General features: G+C 53.8%; 22 protein-coding genes. 5 read left to right on the top strand and 17 right to left on the bottom strand.

The annotated features are described in order from the left end of the window. The 7 genes from tatB to udp all read right to left on the bottom strand — a co-directional run bounded on the left by tatB (window position 1) and on the right by udp (window position 6,324). The gene (gene tatB / locus SK32_RS23695) at window positions 1-549 is read right to left on the bottom strand and encodes a Sec-independent protein translocase protein TatB (protein WP_048214091.1); all 549 of its coding nucleotides are present in this window, start codon (window positions 547-549) and stop codon (window positions 1-3) included. A gap of 3 nt (window positions 550-552) precedes the next feature. Continuing rightward, window positions 553-807: a Sec-independent protein translocase subunit TatA gene (gene tatA / locus SK32_RS23690; RefSeq protein WP_003017888.1), complete on the bottom strand. Its 255-nt coding sequence runs from the start codon at window positions 805-807 to the stop codon at window positions 553-555. Between the two features lie 78 nt (window positions 808-885). Beyond that, window positions 886-2,526 carry a ubiquinone biosynthesis regulatory protein kinase UbiB gene (gene ubiB, locus SK32_RS23685; RefSeq protein WP_048214090.1) on the bottom strand — a complete coding sequence of 547 codons (1,641 nt, stop codon included), beginning with the start codon at window positions 2,524-2,526 and terminating at the stop codon, window positions 886-888. Continuing rightward, entirely contained in the window at window positions 2,523-3,128 is a 606-nt protein-coding gene (gene ubiJ / locus SK32_RS23680; RefSeq protein WP_048214089.1) for a ubiquinone biosynthesis protein UbiJ, read from the bottom strand. Before ubiJ ends, ubiB begins: the two co-directional genes overlap by 4 nt. Before the next feature lie 13 nt (window positions 3,129-3,141). Beyond that, window positions 3,142-3,897: a bifunctional demethylmenaquinone methyltransferase/2-methoxy-6-polyprenyl-1,4-benzoquinol methylase UbiE gene (gene ubiE / locus SK32_RS23675; protein WP_003017897.1), complete on the bottom strand. Its 756-nt coding sequence runs from the start codon at window positions 3,895-3,897 to the stop codon at window positions 3,142-3,144. A 94-nt stretch (window positions 3,898-3,991) separates the two neighbouring features. Then, on the bottom strand, window positions 3,992-5,404 hold the full coding sequence (gene rmuC / locus SK32_RS23670; protein WP_233471379.1) for a DNA recombination protein RmuC: 1,413 nt from the start codon (window positions 5,402-5,404) through the stop codon (window positions 3,992-3,994). 158 nt (window positions 5,405-5,562) lie between these two features. Continuing rightward, a complete protein-coding gene (gene udp, locus SK32_RS23665; RefSeq protein ID WP_003017903.1) occupies window positions 5,563-6,324 on the bottom strand; it encodes a uridine phosphorylase in 762 nt (253 codons plus the stop codon). Between the two features lie 265 nt (window positions 6,325-6,589). Here udp and SK32_RS23660 point away from each other — a divergent pair, with 265 nt between their 5' ends. Beyond that, the gene (locus SK32_RS23660) at window positions 6,590-7,396 is read left to right on the top strand and encodes a dienelactone hydrolase family protein (RefSeq protein WP_048214087.1); all 807 of its coding nucleotides are present in this window, start codon (window positions 6,590-6,592) and stop codon (window positions 7,394-7,396) included. A 54-nt stretch (window positions 7,397-7,450) separates the two neighbouring features. Here SK32_RS23660 and metE read toward each other — a convergent pair whose 3' ends face one another. Then, window positions 7,451-9,712 carry a 5-methyltetrahydropteroyltriglutamate--homocysteine S-methyltransferase gene (gene metE / locus SK32_RS23655; RefSeq protein ID WP_048214086.1) on the bottom strand — a complete coding sequence of 754 codons (2,262 nt, stop codon included), beginning with the start codon at window positions 9,710-9,712 and terminating at the stop codon, window positions 7,451-7,453. Window positions 9,713-9,947: 235 nt separating this feature from the next. Here metE and metR point away from each other — a divergent pair, with 235 nt between their 5' ends. Further along, window positions 9,948-10,901: an HTH-type transcriptional regulator MetR gene (metR, locus tag SK32_RS23650; RefSeq protein WP_040230083.1), complete on the top strand. Its 954-nt coding sequence runs from the start codon at window positions 9,948-9,950 to the stop codon at window positions 10,899-10,901. Here metR and SK32_RS23645 read toward each other — a convergent pair. From SK32_RS23645 to pldB, 3 genes are all read right to left on the bottom strand, one after another. After that, the gene (locus SK32_RS23645; protein ID WP_003017909.1) at window positions 10,789-11,688 is read right to left on the bottom strand and encodes a carboxylate/amino acid/amine transporter; all 900 of its coding nucleotides are present in this window, start codon (window positions 11,686-11,688) and stop codon (window positions 10,789-10,791) included. The two genes, metR and SK32_RS23645, sit on opposite strands and share 113 nt — an antisense overlap. 75 nt (window positions 11,689-11,763) lie before the next feature. Then, window positions 11,764-12,564, bottom strand: coding sequence for a sugar/pyridoxal phosphate phosphatase YigL (gene yigL / locus SK32_RS23640; protein ID WP_048214085.1), 801 nt, complete (start codon window positions 12,562-12,564; stop codon window positions 11,764-11,766). 15 nt (window positions 12,565-12,579) lie between these two features. Then, the gene (pldB, locus tag SK32_RS23635) at window positions 12,580-13,596 is read right to left on the bottom strand and encodes a lysophospholipase L2 (RefSeq protein WP_048214084.1); all 1,017 of its coding nucleotides are present in this window, start codon (window positions 13,594-13,596) and stop codon (window positions 12,580-12,582) included. Window positions 13,597-13,706: 110 nt separating this feature from the next. Between pldB and rhtB the strand changes: the two genes are divergently transcribed. Further along, window positions 13,707-14,327, top strand: coding sequence for a homoserine/homoserine lactone efflux protein (gene rhtB, locus SK32_RS23630; RefSeq protein ID WP_048214083.1), 621 nt, complete (start codon window positions 13,707-13,709; stop codon window positions 14,325-14,327). Window positions 14,328-14,372: 45 nt separating this feature from the next. On the opposite strand, the gene rhtC is transcribed toward rhtB, so the two are convergent. From rhtC to pldA, 3 genes are all read right to left on the bottom strand, one after another. Continuing rightward, a complete protein-coding gene (gene rhtC / locus SK32_RS23625; protein WP_048214082.1) occupies window positions 14,373-14,993 on the bottom strand; it encodes a threonine export protein RhtC in 621 nt (206 codons plus the stop codon). A gap of 63 nt (window positions 14,994-15,056) precedes the next feature. Continuing rightward, window positions 15,057-16,886: an ATP-dependent DNA helicase RecQ gene (gene recQ, locus SK32_RS23620; protein WP_048214081.1), complete on the bottom strand. Its 1,830-nt coding sequence runs from the start codon at window positions 16,884-16,886 to the stop codon at window positions 15,057-15,059. A gap of 88 nt (window positions 16,887-16,974) precedes the next feature. Continuing rightward, window positions 16,975-17,844, bottom strand: a complete 870-nt coding sequence (gene pldA / locus SK32_RS23615) for a phospholipase A (RefSeq protein WP_048214080.1) — start codon at window positions 17,842-17,844, stop codon at window positions 16,975-16,977. Between the two features lie 289 nt (window positions 17,845-18,133). Here pldA and yigI point away from each other — a divergent pair, with 289 nt between their 5' ends. Together yigI and rarD are read left to right on the top strand one after the other, a co-directional pair. After that, on the top strand, window positions 18,134-18,601 hold the full coding sequence (yigI, locus tag SK32_RS23610; RefSeq protein WP_003017917.1) for an acyl-CoA thioesterase YigI: 468 nt from the start codon (window positions 18,134-18,136) through the stop codon (window positions 18,599-18,601). Between the two features lie 51 nt (window positions 18,602-18,652). Next, window positions 18,653-19,546 (top strand): EamA family transporter RarD, encoded by an 894-nt coding sequence (gene rarD, locus SK32_RS23605; protein WP_003841213.1) that lies wholly within the window; start codon window positions 18,653-18,655, stop codon window positions 19,544-19,546. Between the two features lie 73 nt (window positions 19,547-19,619). On the opposite strand, the gene corA is transcribed toward rarD, so the two are convergent. The 3 genes from corA to uvrD form a co-directional block, all read right to left on the bottom strand. Next, entirely contained in the window at window positions 19,620-20,570 is a 951-nt protein-coding gene (gene corA / locus SK32_RS23600; protein WP_003017920.1) for a magnesium/cobalt transporter CorA, read from the bottom strand. Between the two features lie 154 nt (window positions 20,571-20,724). After that, a complete protein-coding gene (gene ysgD / locus SK32_RS26565; protein WP_212723238.1) occupies window positions 20,725-20,781 on the bottom strand; it encodes a YsgD/CorL family protein in 57 nt (18 codons plus the stop codon). A gap of 148 nt (window positions 20,782-20,929) precedes the next feature. Continuing rightward, window positions 20,930-23,092, bottom strand: coding sequence for a DNA helicase II (uvrD, locus tag SK32_RS23595; RefSeq protein ID WP_003017922.1), 2,163 nt, complete (start codon window positions 23,090-23,092; stop codon window positions 20,930-20,932). Window positions 23,093-23,167: the final 75 nt, after the last annotated feature.

Here is a 23,167-nt window from a genome sequence, read left to right as displayed (position 1 = left end):
TTACGGTTTATCACTCGACGAGGGTGAGGATTCGACAGCAGGTGCGGCAGGTTTCTTTTCCGCGTCCATCGACGTAACGGAAGCAGTGTCTTTCAACTCCGGCGTGTCAGCACCCGTGGATTCCGGTTTTTGCTCCGGCGAACTGGCCTGTGCTTCAGCAGTAGCAGGGGTAACCCCCTCGTGCTGCGCTTCACTTCCTTTCACTACAGGGTTATGGATAGTGTGCGCTTCATCGCTCGCTTTCTCAGGATCGTGCACGCTGTAAGAACGCTTCATCGACTCAGCCGCTTCACGCAGCTCATCCATCGATGCTTTCAGCTCCGGCGTCAAATTTGTCAGGCTCGCTTTCTCTACTTTCTTCAGGCTGTCCTGAAACTCCTGAAGCTTAAGCTCCTGGGTCAGTTCATTCTGCACAGTAGTTGCAAGAGAGCGCAGCGCACGGACCCAGCCCGCGACCGTTTTTACTGCCACTGGCAATCGTTGTGGCCCCAGTACGATGAGGCCGATAACGAACACCAATAACAGTTCGCTAAAACCGATATCAAACACGGATTATACCTGCTCTTTATCTTGGCTTTTGGCGTCTTCTTTCTTCACTTCACCCTGCTTATCGGTGATGGATTTAGCGGTAAAATCAGCGTCCTGGCTGGTTTTATCCTGCTTAGGTTCATCATCACCCATCGCTTTCTTGAAGCCTTTAATAGACGCGCCAAGGTCGGAACCGATGGAGCCGAGTTTCTTGGTGCCAAATAGCAGTACAACGATGACGGCAATGATCAACAACTGCCAAATACTGATACCACCCATACATGTTCCTCTGTCATAGATGATGAATTAATAAGGCCGTAGTATACGTTACACGACCTGCCTTGGGCGATGAAAAAATCAGCGCATTTTGCGCCAGCCGATCAGCCAGGCGATAACACCACCCGCGATTAACCAGCCCGGCATAAGCCCCCACTCAGGGCGGCTTACCAGCAGGAATGTCCCACTTAACAGCAACGTTGCGCCAATACCCAATAAATAACGGGATTGTCCCTGACGTACGTGATTCGCATGAAGCTCGCGCGCAATCTTATCAACACTGTGCTGTAAATATTTGCCCTGGCGCAAACTGTCATACACCAGTTCAGGTATTTCTGGCATTTTTTCGACCCAGAACGGTGCTTTTTCTTTAAATGCCCTGACAAGCGCCGGAATACCGACCTGATCTTTAATCCAGGATTCAAGGAAAGGTTTGGCCGTTTTCCACAGATCCAACTGAGGATAGAGCTGTCGGCCAACACCCTCAACGTACAACAGCGTCTTCTGTAACAGCACCAGTTGAGGCTGGACTTCCATATTAAATCGACGTGCCGTATTGAACAGATTCAACAGCACGTGACCAAAGGAGATCTCTGCTAGCGGCTTTTCGAAGATCGGTTCACACACGGTACGAATGGCGAATTCGAACTCTTCAACGTTGGTATCCGGCGGAACCCAGCCAGAATCCACGTGCAGTTCAGCAACTTTGCGGTAGTCGCGATTAAAAAACGCAATAAAGTTTTCAGCCAGATAGCGCTTATCTTCTTTATTTAATGAGCCCACAATCCCACAATCAATACCAATGTATTTCGGGTTTTCAGGGTGCTCATAACTGACAAAAATGTTCCCAGGGTGCATATCCGCATGGAAAAAGCTGTCGCGGAATACCTGAGTAAAGAAGACCTGAACACCACGCTCGGCCAACAGTTTCATATTGGTGCCGTTCTTCTCAAGCGTGGCAACATCCGAAACAGGGATACCGTAAATACGCTCCATCACCATCATGTTCTGACTGCAATAGTCGGAATACACTTCCGGGATGTACAGCATTGGGCTGTCTTCAAAATTGCGTCGCAGTTGAATGGCGTTTGCCGACTCACGCAGCAGGTTCAGCTCGTCGATCAATGTTTTTTCATATTCACGGACCACTTCTGTTGGCCGCAGACGACGCCCATCTGGAAGCAGACGAGGAACCCAACGAGCCAGGCGGTAGATCAGTTTTAAATCCGCTTTGATGACCGGCAGTATGTCCGGGCGAATAACTTTGATCACTACCTCTTTGCCATTCGATTTCAATCGCGCAGTGTGAACCTGAGCAACAGACGCAGATGCCAGCGGCGTGATTTCAAAATCATCAAACCATTCCTCGACGGGCAGCCCGCCCATGGCCTCTTCGATTTGTTTTTTCGCTCTAAGCCCATCAAACGGGGCAACACGATCCTGCAATAGCGCAAGCTGATCGGCGATGTGCGGAGGGAAAAGGTCACGACGGGTGGAGAGCATCTGCCCAAACTTGATCCATACCGGCCCCAATTCCTGCAAAGCCAGTCTCAGCCTTTCACCCAGCGGCTTATCTTTATGTCGGTTTGGCATCCAAAACAATGTGTAACGCCACAGACGGAGCGGCAGCGTAATACGCATTTTAGGGATGAGTTCATCAAGACCGTAGCTTAAAAAAGTGCGAATGATGAAATAAAGGCGCCGTACTTCTCCTGGCGTCATTTGGCCTCCAGTTTTTCCAGCCGTCTGGCCAGAGATTCGACCGCGCGCTCAACCGCTGCCGTTTCTTCCGCAAACCATGCAACTTCAAGCAGGCCAGGGGCCATACGCCACTCTTCAGTGATCGCTTCGGCAACATAACGTTGCTGACGTTGAATGCCATGACGCAGGAACTTCGCGCCACCGCGCAGGACTTTGCTAACACCTTCCGCGACGATATCGCCGGTATAGGGTGCTAACAGTTCTGCAGGATCCAACTCCGCCAGATCGGCCAGCGCAACAAAGTTCTGCACCACCTGAATATCGCCCTGCACTTCCAGTTCGCCGCTGCGAATAAGCGTGGTGAGTTGCTGTCTGTCACGCAATTTCGGTAACACACTGGCATATGTGATTACGGTGCAATCGGCTTCGCCTTCCCATGCCCCCAGCACATCGACCTGGCGCTCACTAAACACCAGGACTAACGACGTCGAAAATCCTTTCAGGTCAAAACGCAGCACCTTACTCTGCAAACGCGTTCGGGCCGATTTCAGCGCAGGAGAACGGTACAGAAAGGTGTTGAGCAGATTTTCAACGCCTGCGGTCACTAAGGGTTTTAAAGGCATCCCCAATCTCCTGTCAGAACTTGTAGCCACGATGCAGCGCAACGACACCTGCCGTCAGGTTGTAGTAATCAACGCTTTCGAACCCGGCATCTTGCATCATTGCTTTTAAGGTGTCCTGATCGGGATGCATGCGGATGGACTCCGCCAGATAGCGATAACTGTCTGCATCGCTTGCTACCATGGAGCCAATGCGCGGTAGAACGTGGAAAGAGTATGCGTCGTAGGCTTTGCTCAGCGGTTCGATAATCGGCTTGGAGAACTCCAGCACCAGTAGACGTCCGCCCGGCTTCAACACGCGATACATGGAGCGTAATGCTTTGTCTTTATCCGTAACGTTGCGCAGACCGAAAGAGATGGTGATGCAGTCAAACGTGTTGTCAGGGAAAGGTAGTGCTTCCGCATTCGCCTGAACGTACTCAACGTTACCCACCACACCAATATTGCGCAGCTTTTCGCGACCCATTTTGAGCATTGAGTCATTGATATCCGCCAGCACAACTTTGCCGGTTTCGCCTACCATGCGAGAGAATTTCGCCGTCAGATCGCCGGTACCGCCAGCCAAATCGAGAACGGTTTGTCCGCGACGCACGCCACTGCAGTCAATGGTGAAGCGCTTCCACAAACGATGAATGCCGAATGACATTAAGTCATTCATAACGTCATATTTAGAGGCCACAGAATGAAAAACGTGGGCCACCATGTCAGCTTTCTGCTCTTTAGCGACGGTCTGAAAGCCAAAGTGCGTCGTTTCTTGTGAATTATCCACCATCTCAGTGCCTGCTCATTCAAAAAATGTTCGAGAAGTGTAACAGATTGGGCCAATTTGCCCTACCCTTCTGCCGGGTTCAACTACCCCAAATGGACTAGCTTGATTGCTGATTTACCGTTTCATCATCGGGGTAAGGCTCATCTTGTTGCGTCTCAGGGACCGAGCGCAAACGGTACTCTTCATCCTGCGTAGTGGCTTGTTCAGCCAGCTCAGGATTAATCTCACGCTTAATTTCCACCCCTAAACTGCGAAACGCTTCTGCCTGCGACAGGACGTTTCCACGACCGGAAGAGAGTTTTTTCATCGCCTGTCGGTAATTATCCTGGGCTTTGTCCAGGCTTTGACCTATTGCCGACATATCATCCACAAACAACCGCATCTTGTCATAAAGTTTGCTGGCCCGATCGGCAATTTGTTGCGCATTACGACTCTGATGCTCGTAGCGCCACAGGTTGGCAATCGTACGCAATGCCACCAACAGCGTAGTGGGACTGACCAGCATAATGTTATTTCTAAGCGCTTCGGTAATCAGTTCGGGCTGCCTGTCGAGCGCCAGTAAAAAAGCAGGCTCAACGGGGATAAACATCAGCACATAGTCAAGCGTACGTAACCCAGGAAGCTGCTGATAGTCTTTGCGACCCAGCAGACGAATATGGTTTCGCACGGAGGCGATGTGCTCCTGCAACGCGCCCTCGCGGGTGAATTCATCTTCAGTGTTAAAATAGCGTTCATAGGCGACCAGCGTCATTTTCGCATCAATCACCACATCTTTGCCCTGCGGTAATCGGACAATAACATCTGGCTGCATCCGCGAGCGGGCGTCGTTTTCGATGCTGACCTGGGTTTCGTATTCATAGCCTTCGCGCAGACCGGAAGCCTCAAGCACCCGCGTGAGTACCACCTCGCCCCAGTTACCCTGCGTTTTGTTATCGCCTTTTAATGCCCGCGTCAGGTTTACCGCTTCCTGTGCCATCTGCGCGTTCAGTTGCTGGAGATTACGAATTTCGTGCGCCAGGGTATGGCGCTCCTGAGCCTCTTTACCAAAGCTATCCTGAACCTGGCGGCGAAAACCGTCCAGTTGTTCGCGAAGCGGTGCCAGCAGGCTGTTCAGGCTTTGGCGATTTTGCTCATCTACGCGGCGATTGCTGTGCTCGAAAATACGGTTCGCCAGATTCTCAAACTGCTCGCTCAGACGCTGTTCGCTGTTGATCATCTGACGAATCTTATCTTCCGCATGCTGCTGCGTCGCTTCCAGCCGGGTAGTGACTTCACGGAGATCGGCCTCCAGTGAGGTATTGATACTGTGCAGGCTGCGGAGTTCGTTATTCAGCAGTTCGCACTCATCACGCCAGTGGGCTTCCTGTGAGAGTTGTTGCCGGGCGGCGCTTAGCGCGATATCCAGTTCTCGTCGTTCTTCGATGAGATCGGCACGGATCCTGTCGGCGTGCGCTTTTGTCGCCAGCCAACCCACCAGCAGCCCTGCAGCTAATGCCAGCACGGCACTCATCAAAATTGGAATATCCACAACCCCCCCTTACAGCAACGACTTACCCGCACAAAATAGAATTGTGCTGTATAAACGTCCAGTTTAAAAGGAATTTCCTGCGAGGTACTACGCAAAATAAAAAGGCCGAACGCGTCGGCCTTTTTGAATAGACGGGAGAATTACAGTAAACGACGTGCGGCTTCTACCACGATTTTCACCGCGTGGCTTTCTGTTTGTTTCATCGTTTCCGCATTAGGGATCTCTTGCTGAGTACGGTTCACGATAACACCCGCGACCATACCGGCACGCAGACCCTGGCTTGCGCACATGGTCAGCAGCGTGGCAGATTCCATTTCGTAGTTCATAACGCCCATAGACTGCCACTCTTCCATTGAGCCTTTGAAACGGCTCACGACGCGACCAGAGAAGGTGTCGTAACGCTCCTGGCCCGGGTAAAAGGTATCAGAAGACGCGGTAACGCCAACGTGGGTAGTAGCGCCGATAGATTTCGCCGCTTCCACCAGCGCGGTGGTGCACTCGAAGTCTGCAACAGCCGGGAACTCCATTGGCGCGAAGTGCAGGCTTGCGCCGTCCAGACGGACAGACGCCGTGGTGACCAGTACGTCACCCACGTTGATATGCGGCTGGATAGCGCCAGTCGTACCGATACGCAGGAAGGTACGAATGCCCAGCTGTGCCAGTTCTTCTACGGCGATAGAGGTTGACGGGCCGCCGATACCGGTAGAGCAAACGATCACGGCTTTACCATCCAGCTCAGCACGCCAGGTAGTGAACTCGCGATGAGATGCCAGCTTAACCGGCTTATCCATCAGCGCGGCGATCTTTTCCACACGCTCCGGGTCGCCAGGGACGATAGCAAGCGTAGCCCCTTGTAAATCGCTCTTAGTGAGGCCGAGATGAAAAACATCAGACTTAGACATAAAAACTCCTCTGTGAATCGGTTTTGTCAGAAGAAGCAAAAACACACTTTACCGAAGGCATGAACATATTTTCGTGACAGTCATCACTCTGATGTAAATCAATTGCATTCAATTACCATCAAATAGTGATGAATATCACATAAACGATGCGATGTAAGGAAGCCCTGCACAAAAGATAGCCCGTTTAAGGCAATGTGGTTCGTTGCATGTGTCTATAGTTAACAATGCGCTTTTTGGCTGAATATTTAAGGGTACGGAGAATACCATGACAACACGACAATCTGGCTTTGCACCTGCTGTATCTCCACCGACGTCTACCACGGTTCACACTCCGGATAACGCGATTATCGCCGGTGTAACGTCCATACCTTCACAAGGCGATGATATGCCTGCGTATTACGCACGGCCGCAACAGACCGATGGTCCGCTGCCCGTCATCATTGTCGTGCAGGAGATTTTTGGTATTCATGAGCACATTCGTGATGTTTGCCGTCGACTGGCGCTGGAAGGATATCTGGCTATCGCACCCGAACTCTATTTTCGCGAAGGCGATCCCAATGACTTTGCCGATATCCCGACGCTTCTAAGCGGCCTCGTCGCCAAAGTGCCTGACTCTCAGGTACTGGCCGATTTGGATCACGTCGCCAGCTGGGCCTCCCGCAACGGGGGAGATGCGCACCAACTGATGATCACCGGATTTTGCTGGGGCGGGCGCATTACCTGGCTGTATGCCGCACACAATCCACAGCTAAAAGCGGCGGTGGCGTGGTACGGCAAACTGGTGGGCGATAAAACGCTGAACTCCCCCAAACATCCCGTTGATATCGCAACCGATCTTAACGCCCCCGTTTTGGGACTGTATGGCGGCCAGGATACCAGTATTCCACAAGATACCGTTGAAACAATGCGTCAGGCGCTGCGTGCCGCCAATGCGAAAGCGGAAATCGTGGTCTATCCCGATGCCGGGCATGCGTTTAACGCCGATTATCGCCCGAGCTATCACGAAGAGTCCGCGAAAGACGGCTGGCAGAGAATGCTGGAGTGGTTCGCGCAATACGGTGGGAAGAAATAATTCCCGCCAGGCAAACCAATAAACAAAACGGAGGCATCAGCCTCCGTTTTGTTTTTACGCCTGACGCAGATTCTGTGCCGCTTTAACCATGTTTGCCAGCGCGGCGCGGGTTTCCGGCCAACCGCGCGTTTTCAGACCGCAGTCCGGGTTCACCCACAGACGTTCAGCCGGAATACGCTGCTCGGCTTTCTTCAGCAGAGCTTCAATCCACTCCACGCTCGGGACGTTCGGCGAGTGAATGTCGTAGACGCCCGGCCCGATTTCGTTCGGATAGTCGAACTCTTCGAACGACTCCAGTAACTCCATGTCGGAACGCGAGGTTTCAATAGTGATCACGTCCGCGTCCAGCGCCGCAATGGAGTCCATGATGTCGTTGAACTCGCAGTAACACATGTGGGTGTGGATCTGGGTTTCATCCTTCGCCACTGCCGCGTTAATGCGGAAGGCTTCCACGCCCCACTCCAGATACGCCGCCCAGTCGCTGCGACGCAGCGGTAAACCTTCACGCAGTGCCGGCTCATCAATCTGGATGATGCCGATCCCCGCCGCTTCCAGATCCGCAACTTCATCACGCAGCGCCAGCGCAATCTGCTTCGCGATGGTTTCACGCGTCACATCTTCACGCGGGAATGACCAGCAAAGAATGGTCACCGGACCGGTCAGCATACCTTTTACCGGTTTGTCGGTCAGCGACTGGGCATACTTCGCCCACTCCACGGTGATCGCTTCCGGGCGGCTGACGTCGCCAATGACTACCGGTGGCTTCACGCAACGGGAGCCATAGCTCTGCACCCAACCGTTCTGGGTAAAGACGAACCCGTCCAGATGCTCACCAAAGTATTCCACCATGTCGTTACGTTCGGCTTCACCGTGTACCAGCACGTCGAGACCCAGACGCTCCTGTTCAGCGATCGCCTGTTTAATATGTTCCGCAATTCCGGTGCGATAGTTACCAGCATCCAGGTTGCCCTTTTTGAAGTCCAGACGCAGACCGCGAATTTCGGTGGTTTGCGGGAATGAGCCGATAGTCGTGGTCGGCCATGCCGGCAGATTAAAGCGGTCACGCTGCGCCTCGGCACGAACCGGATAGGCGTTGGCGCGCTGGCTGTCCTGAGCGGTGATCGCCGCCAGGCGTTTTTCCACTGCGGCGTTATGGACACGGGTAGAGTGACGACGAGCCTGAATCGGTGCGCTCCACTCGACAATTGCCGCCGTATCACCGCTGTTCAACGCATCACGCAACAGCGCCAGCTCGCCGCATTTTTGCAGGGCGAAGGCAAACCAGCTCTTCACCTCTGCATCAAGGCGGGTTTCCACGCTGAGATCGATGGGGCTATGCAGCAGGGAGCAGGAAGAAGCCACCCACAGGTCACGTTTCCCGACGATATCTTTAATTTGCGCGTATTTTTCGCTGAGGTCGGCGCGCCAGACGTTACGACCATTGACCAGACCCGCTGACAGCAGCCAGTCGGCAGGCAGACGTTTGTGCAGCTCGGCGACATCATCTTTACCGTGCACGAAGTCAACGTGCAGCCCCTGCACCGGCAGCGCGGTAATGGTATCCAGGTTTGGCGTTACGCCTTCGAAGTAGGTGGTCAGTAGCAGCTTCACCTGGCCCTGCAGGGCGTCATAAGCCGGTTTAAAGGCATCCAGCCATGCTTGCGGCAGCTCCAGCACCAGAGCAGGTTCATCAATCTGCACCCACTCAATACCCCGTTTTGCCAGCTCAGCCAGCACCTGCTGGTAAACCGGCAGAATGTCGTTCAACAAGCTCAGGCGGTCAAACTGTTCGCCTTTCACTTTCCCCAGCCACAGGTAAGTTACCGGCCCCAGCAGCACAGGTTTCACCTTGTGCCCGAGTGCCAGCGCTTCGTCTACTTCGTCCAGCAGTTGCGTCCAGGTCAGTTTGAACTGCTGACCCTTGGTGAATTCCGGCACCATGTAGTGATAGTTGGTGTTAAACCATTTGGTCATTTCTGCTGCCGCCGCTGGCTCACCGGTCGGTGCGCGGCCACGGCCAATGCGGAATAAGGTATCGATATCGACCGAGCCGTCTTTATTCTGATGACGGGCCGGAACGTTGCCGAGCAGCAGGCTGGTAGTCAGCACGTGATCGTACCAGGCAAAATCACCTACTGGCAGCAGGTCAACGCCCGCCTGCTTCTGCTGATCCCAGTGGCGAGCACGCAGCTCGCGGCCAACGGTCAGCAAATCTTCACGGGAAGAATTTCCCGCCCAGTAACTTTCTTGCGCTTTCTTCAACTCGCGACGCAGGCCAACGCGAGGGAAACCGAGGGTGTGATTCAATATTGTCATTTTTCTTCCTCTAATTATATGTAAATCCTATGGATTTTGAATTTAGGGAAGGCGGCAAGTTTACTCATCCCCAGGAGCTTACTGAAGTAAGTGACTGGGGTGGGGAAACGAAGCCAACGCACCATAAATTTAAAAGACGAAGGATTTTAGCCGTCCAGATGTTTACACATCCATAATTGGCGGTTACTGTATATTCCTCAAGCGCAATTTGTTCATGCCGAAGTGAAGGACTTTCATGATCGAGATTAAACACCTGAAAACGCTCCAGGCGTTGCGGAATAGTGGTTCGCTGGCAGCCGCCGCGGCGACGTTGCATCAGACCCAATCCGCTCTTTCTCACCAGTTCAGCGATCTGGAGCAGCGCCTTGGCTTTCGACTCTTTGTCCGTAAAAGCCAGCCTCTGCGCTTTACGCCGCAGGGAGAAATCCTGCTGCAGTTAGCCAATCAGGTGTTGCCGCAAATTGGTCGTGCGCTGCAGGCCTGCAACGAACCACAGCAAACCCGGCTGCGAATCGCGATTGAATGCCACAGCTGTATCCAGTGGCTGACGCCCGCGCTGGAGAATTTTCGTGCCAACTGGCCGCAGGTGGAGATGGACTTTAAATCCGGCGTGACGTTCGATCCGCAACCGGCGCTACAGCAGGATGAGCTGGATCTGGTGTTAACCTCCGACATTCTGCCGCGCAGCGGACTGCACTATTCGCCGATGTTCGATTTTGAAGTCCGCCTGGTACTGGCGCCGGATCACCCGTTAGCCAGCAAAACGCAAATCACGCCGGAAGATTTAGCCAGCGAGACGCTGCTTATTTACCCGGTGCAACGGAGTCGACTGGATGTCTGGCGACATTTCCTGCAGCCCGCAGGCGTTAGCCCGTCGCTGAAGAGCGTGGATAATACCCTGCTGCTGATTCAGATGGTTGCAGCCAGAATGGGCATCGCGGCGTTACCGCATTGGGTGGTGGAGAGTTTTGAACGCCAGGGCCTGGTAGTGACCAAAACCCTGGGCGATGGATTGTGGAGCCGACTGTACGCCGCCGTGCGTGATGGCGAGCAGCGCCAGCCGGTAACAGAAGCGTTTATTCGCTCAGCGCGGAATCACGCCTGCGATCATCTGCCGTTTGTGCGGAGTGCGGAACGACCCACTTTCGATGTACCCACAGTGAGGCCACTATCACAGCCGCGCCAATGATGAAGCTTGGCCAGTGAGGCTGTTGATGCCAGATGGCCAGGTTGACCAACAGCCCGGCCGGCACATGCATATTGTTCATGATGCCCAACGTACCGGCATCCACCTGGGTCGCACCGTAGTTCCACATAAAGTAACCAATGCCGGATGCCGCCACGCCAAGAAAGACCAGAATTCCCCACTGTAGCGTGGTTGCAGGCATTTTCTGCGCATTGCCCAGCATGAACCAGGCGACGACCGCCACCATAAAGGCGCCCATGTAAAACCAGGCAAAAGCGTTGTGCTGTGGCATTGGGCGGGTTTCCATCAGACGCTTGTATCCCACCATACCGATGGCAAAACTAATGTTGGAAAGCTGCACCAACAGCAGGCCGGTCCAGAAGTGGCTGGTTACCTGATCGTAACGAATAATCCCCGCGCCAATCACCGCCAGTAACGCACTGAAAGCGTAGCTCCAACGCAAACGGCGCCCGCTCATCAGGTCATAAATCAGCGTGATGTAGAGCGGCGTCAGCACGGTGAAAAGCAACAGCTCTGAAACCGTCAGATACAGGTAGGCGTGAAAACTCAGCATATACATAATGCCAAGCTGCATGGCCCCCACCAGCATATACAGCGCGATCGTTTTTACGCTGTGCCCGCGGGTGCGTAAAAAAGGCAGGAACACCAGCGCCGCAAGTCCAACGCGCACCAGCACTGCAAAATAGCTATCGACATGACCGGCAAGGTATTCGCCAAACAGGCTGAAGGAAAAGGCCCACAAAATAGTGGTAATGATGAGTAGCGCCACAATGGATGCCTCTTAGAACAGGGAACATCCATTGTAGCGGAGAGTTTAGTTGACAACTGGTCAACTAAAGAACAATCACTTTAAAAAGAGATCGCGCAGGTAGTGCGGCACGGCATCGTCGGCGTTGAGTCCGATGACTTCCAGCTCCGGATGCAGATCCTTCAGGCGCTGGTGGGCATTACCCATGATGCAGCCTTTGCCCGCCATAGAGAGCATTTCCGCATCGTTCATCCCATCGCCAAAAGCGATACAGTCTTTCAGGCTGTAGCCCATCGCTTTCGCTACCGCTTCCAGCGCATGACCTTTCGACACGCCGCCCGCCATGACTTCCAGACAGGTAAGCGTAGAGAAGCTGACATTGACGCGATCGCCCCAGCGAGCGTTAATCGCCTGTTCCAGCGGCAGCAACCTTTCGTGAGAATCGGTGGTGAAAAACACTTTGCTGACGCCATCCGGCTCCAGCAGCGCAGGTTCAAACAGTGAATAATTGAATACCGCCTCTTTAAAGAAACGCATTTCTTCCGGGCGGTGGCGGTTCATGAACCACTCATCATCGCGGTAAACATTCGTCACGATATCCGGGTTGGCGTTCACTACACCAAACAGGTCGCTGGCAATGTCGCGATCCAGGTTATGCGAAAACACCAGATTCCCGTCAGAATCATGCACCCGCGCGCCGTTGGAGGTGATCATGTAGGTTTTAATGCCGAGGTTATCGCGAATTTGCCCCACATCAACATGATGACGACCGGTGGCAAACACGAAGTGAACACCGCGAGCCGTCAGTAGTTTTAGCGTCTCTTTGGCATAAGGGGACAAAGTATGGTCGGGAGAAAGCAGCGTACCGTCTAAATCAGACGCAACAACCTGATACATAAGAAAATTAAACCTCTAGGCAAAGCGAGTTCCGCTGGATGAGTTATGCCTGTTGAAAAAATCAACAATAGCGTTAAGCGCGACTGAGCGCATGGCGTCCTTTTCAAAAAGGATCTCATGGTACGCGCCTTTTATGACAAGCGGCTGACCTCCTTCTACAGGATGGCCCGCTGCGGCGCGGAGTTCACAAAAACGATCGTGCATGCGGTTATCCACTACACGCTCTTCTTCAGCCTGAATCAGCAGCGTCGGCGTCGCGTCGTCTCCCGCGCCAGCCAAAACCTGTTCGCCCGCCTGAATGCCTTCACGCACCCAGTGATAGGTGGGACCGCCAACGCGCAACCGCGGCTCATCAGCATAGAAGCGTAGGTTACGCCGATAGCGCTGTCGGCTATGGGTTAACGCATTCATGCCGAAGGGCAGCGCCCGCCAGCGCCCGGTTCCCATCGCATAGCCTTCGCGGATGCGCGGATGCCCTTCGGCCCAGTCAAGAATGTGGCGCACCATCCAGTCGGGAAAGCGCATCACAATACCAAACATCGGTGCACAAAGCGCGATGGCATCACACTGATTCGGGTGGCGCTGCAGGAATAACGTGGCAATCGCCCCGCCCATTGAATGCGCCAGGATATAGCGTTTTCTCCACGGGCCGGGTAGCACTTCCTGCTGCCAGAAGGCGGTTAGATCGTCGACATAGTCATTAAAGTTATCGACATGACCGCGATGCGGATCCGAAAGCATTCGCCCGGAACGCCCCTGACCACGGTGATCGATAATGAGCACGTCAAAACCAGAATGAAACAGGTCATACGCCAGTTCAGCGTATTTCACGTAGCTTTCTATGCGTCCAGGACAGACGACGATGACGCGATCGTTTTTTTCTGCATGAAAACACACAAAATGTACGGGGATATCATCCACACCCGTAAATTCCGCTTCTTCCCGCTGACGCCAGAAATCTGTCAGTGGCCCCATGGAAAAAGCAGCAAACGCGTTTTCTCTTGTTTCCCAGTCTTTTTGCTGCTGAAACATCGGGTATCCAGCCTCGCTGACCAAGTAAAATCGTTTTTTTCGCCGTCGCTGATACAACCTAACGGCAGTAGCGTATTGTGGCATAAAAATAGACAATCCGGGAGTTTCTCATGACCTTTGAATGGTGGTTCGCCTACCTGCTGACCTCTATTATTTTGAGCTTGTCTCCGGGCTCAGGCGCAATCAACACCATGACCACCGCCATCAGTCACGGCTATCGTGGCGCCAGCGCCTCTATTGCCGGTTTGCAGACCGGGCTTGGCATTCATATCATTTTGGTAGGTGTGGGGCTGGGAACGCTATTTTCACGTTCGGTGATCGCATTTGAGGTGCTGAAGTGGGCGGGAGCGGCCTATCTGATTTGGCTGGGTATTCAACAATGGCGCGCGGCGGGTGCTATCGATCTGAACACCATGGCGAATACACAATCGCGCAGCCGCCTGTTCAAACGCGCGGTCTTTGTGAATCTGACCAACCCCAAGAGCATTGTTTTTCTTGCCGCCCTGTTCCCGCAGTTTATCCTGCCGCAGGAACCGCAACTGATGCAGTACGTGGTGCTTGGCGTCACGACCATTGTGGTCGATATCATTGTGATGATCGGTTACGCGACGCTGGCCACGCGCATTGCTGGCTGGATTAAAGGGCCAAAGCAAATGAAGGCGCTCAACAAAGTGTTTGGCTCGCTGTTTATGCTGATAGGTGCCCTGCTGGCATCGGCAAGGCATGCCTGATAACGGTGCCGGATGGCGTTAGCGCTTATCCGGCCTGAAGGAAGCTTAGCGCGAAATAATCAGGTGGATACCAAAGCCCGCGAACAACGCGCCAGCAAAACCATCAATCCACTTCGCCAGACGCTGATAGCCACGACGCATTTTCGGCAGCGCAAACAGGCTGGCAACTACGGTAAACCACGCCAGGGTTTCCACGATGATCAGAGCAAAAATCCCCCAACGCGCGCCCGTTCCCACGTTATCGCCAACGAACAATGAGAAGACGGAGCCAAAATAGATAATGGCTTTAGGGTTCGCCAGATTGGTCAGCAGACCTTTCAAGAAGCTGCGTCCGCTCTGCGCCAGTTCAACCTGCGGTGCGGGTGCCGCAACGTCCTGTTTTTTAAACGCGCCGCGCAGCATCTGGTAGCCCATCCAGCACAGATACAGACCCCCACCGACCATAATAATGGTGTGCAGCCAGGCCATTTTTTCGATAATCAGATGCAGGCCGAGCAGTGCCACGCCAGCCCAGACCATGACGCCGCAGGTAATGCCCAGTACCCCCATCATCGCCTCTTTACGCGAACGGCTAACGGCCGTTTGAGAGACAAAGAAAAAATCGGGACCGGGACTCATCAGTGCAACGATATGCACCAACGCAACGGTGAAAAATAGCGTTAACATAAAAATGACTCGCGGGGGAATAGTTCAGTGAGTCACCATCCTGGCACTTTTTTGCCCGGCTGACTACTCTTCGTCGTCACCATCAACGTGTGCGCGAATAAGCGCCATAAACTCTTTACCGAAACGCTCAAGTTTACGCATCCCCACACCGTTGACGCTCAGCATTTCGCTCGCTGAAACTGGCATCTGCTCCGCCATTTCAATCAGCGTGGCGTCGTTGAACACCACGTACGGTGGGATGTTCTCTTCATCGGCAATGGCTTTACGCAGCTTACGCAATTTGGCGAACAGTTTGCGATCGTAATTACCGCCGAAGGATTTCTGCATCGCGCGCGGTTTCAGCGCCACAATACGCGGCACCGCAAGCTGTAGTGGAACTTCACCGCGCAGCACCGGACGCGCGGCTTCGGTTAACTGTAACGCGGAGTGATGAGCAATATTCTGCGTCACCAGTCCAAGATGAATAAGCTGGCGAATAACGCTCACCCAGTGTTCATGGCTTTGCTCACGACCAATGCCGTAGACCGGCAGCTTGTCATGGGCCAGCTCGCGAATACGCTGGTTATTCGCGCCACGCAGAACCTCAACGACATAACCCATACCAAAGCGTTGATTCACACGGTAAATCGTCGACAGCGCTTTGCGCGCATCCATGAGTCCGTCGTACTGTTTTGGCGGATCGAGGCAGATGTCGCAGTTACCGCACGGCTCCTGACGCCCTTCGCCAAAATAATTCAGCAGCACCAGACGACGGCAGGTTTGCGCCTCGGCAAATGCCCCCATCGCATTGAGCTTATGGCGCTCGATATCCAGCAGTTGTCCGGCGGGCTTTTCTTCGAGACAACGGCGTAGCCATGCCATATCAGCCGGATCGTAAAACAGCATTGCTTCCGCAGGCAGGCCGTCACGCCCGGCGCGGCCGGTTTCCTGGTAATAGGATTCGATATTGCGCGGAATGTCGAAATGCACCACGAAGCGTACGTTAGGTTTGTTGATCCCCATACCGAACGCCACGGTCGCCACCACGATTTGCAGATCATCGCGCTGGAATTTCTCCTGCACCTCGGCGCGTACGGCATTTTCCAGCCCGGCATGATAAGCCCCGGCGCTGATGCCCCGGCTTTGCAGACGCGCGGCGGTGTCTTCTACTTTAGCGCGACTATTACAGTAGATAATGCCGGACTTACCGCGCTGCTCTTGCACGTAGCGCATCAGCTGATCGAGCGGCTTAAACTTCTCCATCAACATGTAGCGAATGTTCGGGCGGTCAAAGCTGCTGATCTGAATTAACGGGTCGTTGAGTCCCAGCAGACGCACAATATCCAGCCGGGTGGTTTCATCCGCGGTCGCGGTCAGCGCCACAAACGGCAGGGTTGGGAAACGCTGACGTAACTGGCCCAGCGCCGCGTATTCCGGGCGGAAATCATGTCCCCATTGCGAAATACAGTGCGCTTCATCTACCGCCAGCAGCACCGGGTTCCAGTGCGCCAGGTTTTCAAGGAAGTTATCCAGCATCAGGCGCTCAGGCGCAATGTACAACAGGCGAATCTGTCCGCTGCGACAGCCTGCCATCACCTCAAGCTGCTGCTCGCGACTTTGAGTGGAGTTAAGGCATGCTGCGGCCACGCCGTTGGCCAGCAGCTGATCGACCTGATCTTTCATCAGAGAAATCAGCGGAGAAACAACAACGGTGAGCCCATTGAGCAATAATGCGGGAATCTGATAGCACAGGGATTTACCGCCACCGGTCGGCATAACGACCAGGCAGTCGCGACCGGAGATTACGGTATCAATGATTTCTTCCTGACCCGGGCGAAACTGTTGGTAGCCAAAGGTTTCCTGCAAAACCTGTTTAGCGCCCATTTCCAGATTCAACACTTCCGCCTGCGCCACATTAACCCCATTAGCCTGAAATAAAAACAGGCGCTATTTTCAGCGCCTGAGAGAGAAACTGCAATGATTAAAATACTCTCAATACCTGTCAGAAGATATCGTTAAGCATCACGCCCACACCAACACGGGTCTGATTGAAGTTATAGTCAATCAACGATTCGCCGTAACCGCTGTAAACCTGGGTGTAAAGACGCACATGCTTCGTAATGGGGTAGCTCGCGCCGATTTCAGCACCACCGTAACCGGTATTCCAGTTGTACTGGCCCTTCACACTGATGACCGCGTCACCCAGGTGATAACCCATTTTGAGCTGATAGTAGCCCATATATTTGGTGATGTCGGGGTTATCGTCAGTGCTGCCGATGACGTACCACGGCTTAACTTCCACCAGCCAGTTACCATTTTCAGCCATCAGACGAGTATAAAGACGGTTCCAGCTACGTGAAGTGGGATCGGAGCGGCCGTTGGAGTCATGGTTATAACCCATTTCGACATCACGAAGCGTCCAACCGGCAAAGCGATAGTCGGTGGCGAAACCGAGGAACAATTGCGGTTCGTAGTTGGTTTCGCGAAACGGGGAAGACTCTTCACTGTTCGAAAGCTGCCACCAGGACTTCTGGGTATAGGAACCACCGAGTACCGAATTCGGGCCTAATATCCCGCGCCAGAGCGGAAACGCCAGGCTTAGCTGAAACTTAACCTCATCTTTGCGCGCATTTTCGGACCAGCTATAGCTGCTGATCGCCTCTTTGTTCATGTCGCTGGTATTGGTGTAGATAAGATAGTTGGTGTCATAGGGATAAAGCGTGAAAGGGTTGTCATGCTCCTGCAGCATGTTGGCGATAATACTGCCTCTCACTGCTGGTGCATCATGGATCTCTTTCACTGTCGCTTCCTGCGCATACGCGGTCAACGGCAGCATGACTGCTGGTAGTAACCATCCCAGAATCGCCCGCATCGGTACTGTTCTCCTGAACCAAAATATTGATGAATTGTATAATTTTCTGACAAGTATTCTATACCCTAAATAATTCAAATTGCAGGAAGGCGGCAAGTCTGTAAACCCCAGGAGCTTACTAAAGTAAGTGACTGGGGTGAGCAGACGCTGCCAACGCACATGCAACTTGAAGTATGACGGGTATACATACTTAGCGAGTTCCTCGTTAATCATCCCGTCCTAAAGTAGAAAACAACAAATAATAATCATAATATCAACATTTCATTAACCATTGAGATGTAGGGATCGTATGTCTGCCGTACTTACTGCTGAGGAAGCGCTGAAGTTAGTGGGTGAAATGTTTGTCTATCATATGCCGTTTAACCGGGCGCTGGGACTGGAGCTTGAACGCTATGAGAAAGAATTTGCTCAATTAGCCTTTAATAACCAACCGATGATGGTCGGCAACTGGGCGCAAAGCATTTTGCATGGCGGCGTGATCGCCTCGGCGCTGGACGTCGCCGCCGGACTGGTGTGCGTTGGGAGTACGCTGACTCGCCATGAAACGATCAGCGAAGACGAACTGCGTCAGCGGATGTCACGCATGGGCACCATCGATTTGCGCGTTGATTACCTGCGTCCGGGCAGAGGAAATCGCTTTACCGCCACCAGCAGCCTGCTGCGGGCGGGTAATAAAGTCGCCGTTGCACGCGTGGAACTGCATAACGAAGAACAGCTTTATATTGCCAGCGCAACCGCCACTTATATGGTGGGGTAAGCAGCCAAAAAAAGGTAAACTGCTGTTACATTTCTGCAATGAGTTTTCCCGATGGATGCTAAACAAACGCGGCAGGGCGTGTTACTCGCTCTTGCTGCTTATTTTATTTGGGGTATCGCGCCTGCCTACTTCAAGCTGATTTACTATGTCCCGGCAGATGAGATCCTGACGCACCGCGTCATCTGGTCATTTTTCTTCATGGTGGTGCTGATGAGCATCAGCCGCCAGTGGTCGGGTGTCAAAACATTGCTCCAGACGCCAAAGAAGATCTTCCTGCTGGCGCTCTCGGCGGTGCTCATCGGCGGAAACTGGCTGCTGTTCATTTGGGCGGTCAATAATCACCATATGCTGGAAGCCAGCCTCGGCTATTTTATTAACCCACTGGTGAATATTGTGCTGGGAATGCTTTTCCTCGGCGAACGCTTTCGTCGCATGCAGTGGCTGGCGGTACTATTAGCCGCCTGCGGCGTGCTGGTACAGCTGTGGACCTTTGGATCGCTGCCAATCATCGCGCTGGGACTGGCGTTCAGCTTTGCTTTCTATGGTCTGGTGCGCAAGAAGATTGCGGTCGAAGCACAAACCGGCATGCTGATCGAAACCCTGTGGCTTTTACCCGTTGCAGCCATCTATCTGTTTGGTATTGCGGACAGCCCAACCAGCCATATGGGGCAAAACCCGATGTCGCTCAATCTGCTGCTGATTGCTGCGGGTGTCGTGACCACCATACCGCTGCTGTGCTTTACCGGCGCAGCAACCCGCCTGCGTCTGTCGACGCTGGGTTTTTTCCAGTACATTGGCCCTACGCTGATGTTCCTGCTGGCGGTAACGTTCTACGGTGAAGTACCGGGTGCGGACAAGATGGTCACCTTCGCGTTTATCTGGGTCGCGCTGGCGATTTTCGTGATGGATGCGATTTATACGCAACGACGGGTTCGTCGGAGCTAGGGGATTGCCGGATGGCGCTTCGCTTATCCGGCCTACAAAAGCACATCACCGTAGGCCGGATAAGTCACCGCCATTACAGCCAGTTCTTGCGCTTAAAGTACAGATACGGCGCCAGACCGGCGAGCATCATAAAAACAATCGCCCCAGGATAACCGAAGCTCCAGTGCAGTTCCGGCATGAACTCAAAGTTCATCCCATAGCTGGACGCCACCAGCGTCGGCGGCAGGAACACCACGGAGACCACCGAGAAGATCTTGATGATGCGGTTCTGCTCAATGTTAATAAAGCCCATCGCCGCCTGCATCAGGAAGTTAACCTTCTGGAACAGCGATTCATTGTGCGGCAGCAGAGATTCGATATCGCGCAGGATCTCACGCGCTTGCTCCAGTTGGCTGCCCGGCAAACGCGCTTTACGCACCAGGAAGTTCAGCGCTCGCTGGGTATCCATCAGACACAGGCGTACCTTCCAGCCGATATCTTCCAGTTCCGCCAGCGTCGACAGCGCTTCATCATATTCATCGCCCTGACGCCCTTCCATGATCACACGGCTGAGTTTTTCCAGGTCGCTGTAGATGTTTTCGATCTCATCCGCCAGCTGTTCAATTTTGGTTTCGAACAGGTCGAGCAACAGCTCGTAGGCGTTGCCATCCACCATCGCCTGGTTACGCGCACGCATGCGGTACAGGCGAAAGGCCGGCAGTTCGCGCTCGCGCAGGGTAAACAGACGACCTTCGCGAATAGTAAATGCGACGGTTGAGTTACCCGCGTGATCGTCGGCGTCTTCATAAAAGAAGAAGGAGTGAATGTGCAGACCGTCTTCGTCTTCAAAAAAACGCGCGGATGCTTCGATGTCTTCCAGTTCAGGGCGCGTAGCCAGATTCTGGCCCAAGTCCTTTTGCACACGGTTTCGTTCTTCGTCATCCGGCTCGACTAAATCGACCCAAACCGAACTGGCCAGGTGCTCGATCTCGTCTGCCTCAAGGCGAGTTAAACGATTGTTTTCCAGTTGAAATGCGCTCAGCATGACCGGGACTCCCAATGCAAAAAATTATCGGACAGTTCGGAGGGCACACAGAAACAAATTGGGTTTCAGACCATTAAACAGCCTGACTCAGCGCGACGGGAAAAAACAGAAGGTCGCTGACAACCGCGAAGGCTATCAGCAAAAAGGGATAGCCTTAGGAGTTGATCCTGGATGACAGGATAATGAGCCAGTATCTACTGGGTGTGTCCAAGGCGAATGTCCTCTTAGCGTAATCGTGCGCGCATGTTACGCCAGCAAAATTTTGACGTCAACACGCAACGAAACGCTAGCCTGGATAAATTACCTGCTCATCAGTAAGGCTAGCAGATCGTTACAAAATAATGATATTTTTCTGAAAGTTATACCGTTTCCAGTCGGGCATAGGCCGCCACCAGCCATTTAATCCCCTGCCCCTGGAACGCGACCTGCAAACGACTGTGCTCGCCGCTGCCTTCCAGATTGACAATGGTGCCCTCGCCAAACTTGGCATGGCGCACGCGCTGGCCAAGTTTGTAGCCGGTATCGTTTTCCGCCATTGGCGTGCCCATTCGCTGATGGCTTACCGGGCGGCTGACCGTGGCGCGCAGACGTACCTCTTCAACACACGCTTCCGGCAGTTCACCAATAAAGCGCGACGGGCGATGGTAAACCTCTTTGCCGTACAGACGACGTGTTTCGGCGTAGGTCAGCGTCAGCTTTTGCATCGCGCGGGTCACGCCGACGTAGGCCAGGCGGCGTTCCTCTTCGAGACGTCCGCCTTCGTCCAGCGACATCTGGCTGGGGAACATGCCTTCTTCCATGCCGACGATAAACACCTGCGGGAACTCCAGACCTTTCGCCGAGTGCAGGGTCATCAGCTGAACCGCATCCTGCCAGGTATCCGCCTGCCCTTCGCCCGCCTCCAGCGCGGCGTGAGACAGGAACGCCTGCAGTGGCATTAAGTCTTCATCTTCCTCGTTGTAGCTGAACTGGCGCGTTGCCGTCACCAGTTCGTCTAAGTTTTCGATACGCGTCTGGCCCTTCTCGCCTTTTTCCTGCTCGTACATCATGCGCAGCCCGGAGTCTTTAATCACCCGGTCAGTCTGCACGTGCAGCGGCATATCGGCGGTCTCCTGGGCCAGGGCGTCAATCAATTCCATAAAACGCTGTAAGGCGCTGGCGGCGCGACCCGCAAGGGCTTTTTCCTGCAACAGCTCACGACAAGCCTGCCATAACGTTAGCTGGCGGTCACGTGAGGTCTGGCGCACCACATCTAAAGTACGATCGCCAATCCCGCGCGTCGGTGTATTTACTACGCGCTCAAACGCCGCGTCGTCATTACGGTTAGCGATCAGGCGCAGGTAGGAGAGTGCATCTTTGATTTCCTGGCGTTCGAAGAAGCGCATCCCGCCATAAATACGGTACGGCATGCTGGCCTGTAACAACGCCTCTTCCAGTACGCGCGACTGGGCGTTGCTGCGGTACAGAATAGCGCATTGTTCAAGCGCACCACCGTTGTCCTGCCAGGTCTTGATACGATTGACCACAAAGCGCGCTTCATCGAGTTCGTTGAACGCGCAGTACAGCGAGATCGGTTCGCCGTCGACGCCGTCGGTCCACAGCTTTTTACCCAGACGCCCGTTGTTGTTCTCAATCAGGGCGTTAGCTGCGCTGAGGATATTGTTGGTCGAGCGGTAATTCTGCTCGAGGCGAATGGTTTCTGCGCCCGGGAAATCGGTGAGGAAGCGCTGGATGTTTTCCACCTGCGCCCCGCGCCAGCCGTAGATCGACTGGTCGTCATCACCCACGATCATCACTTTACCGGTATCGCCCGCCAGCAGGCGGATCCAGGCGTATTGAATGTTGTTGGTGTCCTGGAATTCGTCCACCAGGATATTGGTAAAGCGTTCGCGATAGTGCTGCAGGATATGCGGTTTGTTGAGCCACAGTTCATGGGCGCGCAGCAGCAGCTCGGCGAAATCCACCAACCCGGCGCGGTCACACGCTTCCTGATAGGCTTGATAAACCTTCTGCCAGGTTTGTTCAACCGGGTTACCGTAGCTTTGCAGGTGGTGCGGACGCAGCCCTTCGTCTTTCTGGCTATTGATAAACCACATCGCCTGACGCGGCGGCCACTGCTTCTCATCCAGGTTCATCGCCTTGATCAGGCGCTTGAGCAGACGCAACTGGTCTTCGCTGTCGAGGATCTGGAAATCCTGCGGCAGGTTGGCATCCATATGGTGCGCGCGCAGCAGACGGTGCGCCAGACCGTGGAACGTACCCACCCACATACCGCCCTGGCTGGTTCCCATGATCTGACCAATACGGTGGCGCATTTCCGCCGCCGCTTTGTTGGTAAAGGTTACCGCCATAATCGAGTACGGCGAGTTGTTCTCTACCGTCAGTAACCAGGCGATACGGTGCACAAGCACGCGCGTTTTACCACTCCCCGCGCCTGCCAGAACCAACATGTTGCTGCGTGGCGCGGCCACAGCCTGGCGCTGTTCGTCATTGAGGCTATCGAGCAGGTAAGAAACGTCCATTGGCACCGCCGGAATCAACAGGGCCAGTAATACACTAAGCAATTCGAGTTGCAGGAAGGCGGCAAGGGAGTTCAT

The sequence above is a fragment of the Citrobacter sp. MGH100 genome, from assembly GCF_001034465.1.
Classification (GTDB): domain Bacteria; phylum Pseudomonadota; class Gammaproteobacteria; order Enterobacterales; family Enterobacteriaceae; genus Citrobacter; species Citrobacter youngae.
The sequence above is the reverse complement of the archived record's forward strand: the minus strand, read 5'-3'. Positions and strand labels throughout refer to the sequence as shown.